Here is a 1,306-nt window from a genome sequence, read left to right as displayed (position 1 = left end):
CCCTGGCAGGGCGGGGTCTGGGGCAGCGCCCCAGGTCGCCGCCCTCACGCCGCTGCCGATACGGCTATTTCCGCTGGGCCGTACTTGTCAACGATCAGCGCACCGCCGCCGACGCCGCTACGATAGACACTGATTGGCGTCTGGTAACCGAGCGACTGGTGCGGCCGCTCAGCGTTGTAGAACGCGAAGTATTGCGCCAGCCCCACCACCAGCTCCGCCATGTTGGCGTAGCCCCTCAGGTACACGTCCTCATGCTTCACGTTGCGCCACAGGCGTTCGACGAAGATGTTGTCCAATGCCCGGCCGCGCCCATCCATGCTGATGGTCACGCCTTCCCGTTTGAGCACGTCTGTGAACACCGTGCTCGTGAACTGCGAGCCCTGATCGCTGTTGAACACCTCGGGCTTGCCATGCTCGCGCAAGGCGTCCTCCAGGCAGTCCACGCAGAACGAAGCATCCATGCTGTTGCTGAGCCGCCAGGACAGCACCGTGCGGCTATACCAGTCGATCACCGCCACCAGATAGGCGAAGCCGCGCGCCAGCCGGATATAGGTGATATCCGTGCTCCACACCTCGTTCGGCCCGACGACCGGCACACCTCGCAACAGGTAGGGGTATACCTTGTGCTTCGGATGCGCCTTGCTCGTGTTCGGGCCTGGTGCCATGCCCGCCAATCCCATGCCGCGCATCAGGCGCTGTACACGCTTGCGATTGACGAGGTGGCCCGCTCCTCGCAAGAACACCATCATCCGCCTGCTGCCGTAGAACGGCCGGTTCGTGTATTCCTCGTCGATCAAGCGGCACAGCAGCAAGTCCTCCGCGTCCGCGTCGTGCGGCACTTTTGCAACCAATCGCCGGTACACCGTCGAACGTACCACTTCGGCCAGCTCACACTGTCGGCTCAGCGGCAGCTCCTCAGCGCCATCGATCCAGCCCATCCTGGTCTCGGTGCTTACTCCCCCAACTTTTTTTGAGCCAATCGACTTCCATCTTTAGTCGACCGATCTCGCCATACAGCCGGTCCTCGCTGGCGTTCTCGTCAACTGGTTTGGGACCCCGCTTGGCTTCGAACAAAGCCTTGGACTGCTCCAGAATTTCCTTTTTCCACTGCCCGACCATCACTGGATGCACGTTATAGGCCTGAGCGATCTCGCTCATCGTCTTCACCCCACGCACTGCTTCCAGACCGACCTTGGCTTTGAACTCCGCCGTGTGAACTGTCCGTTTCTTTCGTTCCGTCATTTTGCTGTTTTCCCTGTTCAGGATTACAGCTTAAACCACTGTCTCAAATCATGGATCCACTATA

General features: G+C 60.3%; 1 protein-coding gene. It reads right to left on the bottom strand.

Annotated elements, in window-relative coordinates; all coding sequences use genetic code 11:
• Positions 1-44 precede the first annotated feature (44 nt).
• A protein-coding gene (locus tag F2P46_RS35860; RefSeq protein WP_166899286.1) for an IS3 family transposase occupies positions 45-1,242 on the bottom strand; the annotation gives its coding sequence in 2 pieces (ribosomal slippage) (positions 45-972 and positions 971-1,242; 1,200 coding nt in all).
• Positions 1,243-1,306: the final 64 nt, after the last annotated feature.

This window comes from Massilia sp. CCM 8734, from assembly GCF_011682155.1.
Classification (GTDB): domain Bacteria; phylum Pseudomonadota; class Gammaproteobacteria; order Burkholderiales; family Burkholderiaceae_D; genus Telluria_A; species Telluria_A rubra.
Note: the sequence above shows the minus strand (reverse complement) of the source record. Positions and strands in the feature narration are given on the sequence as shown.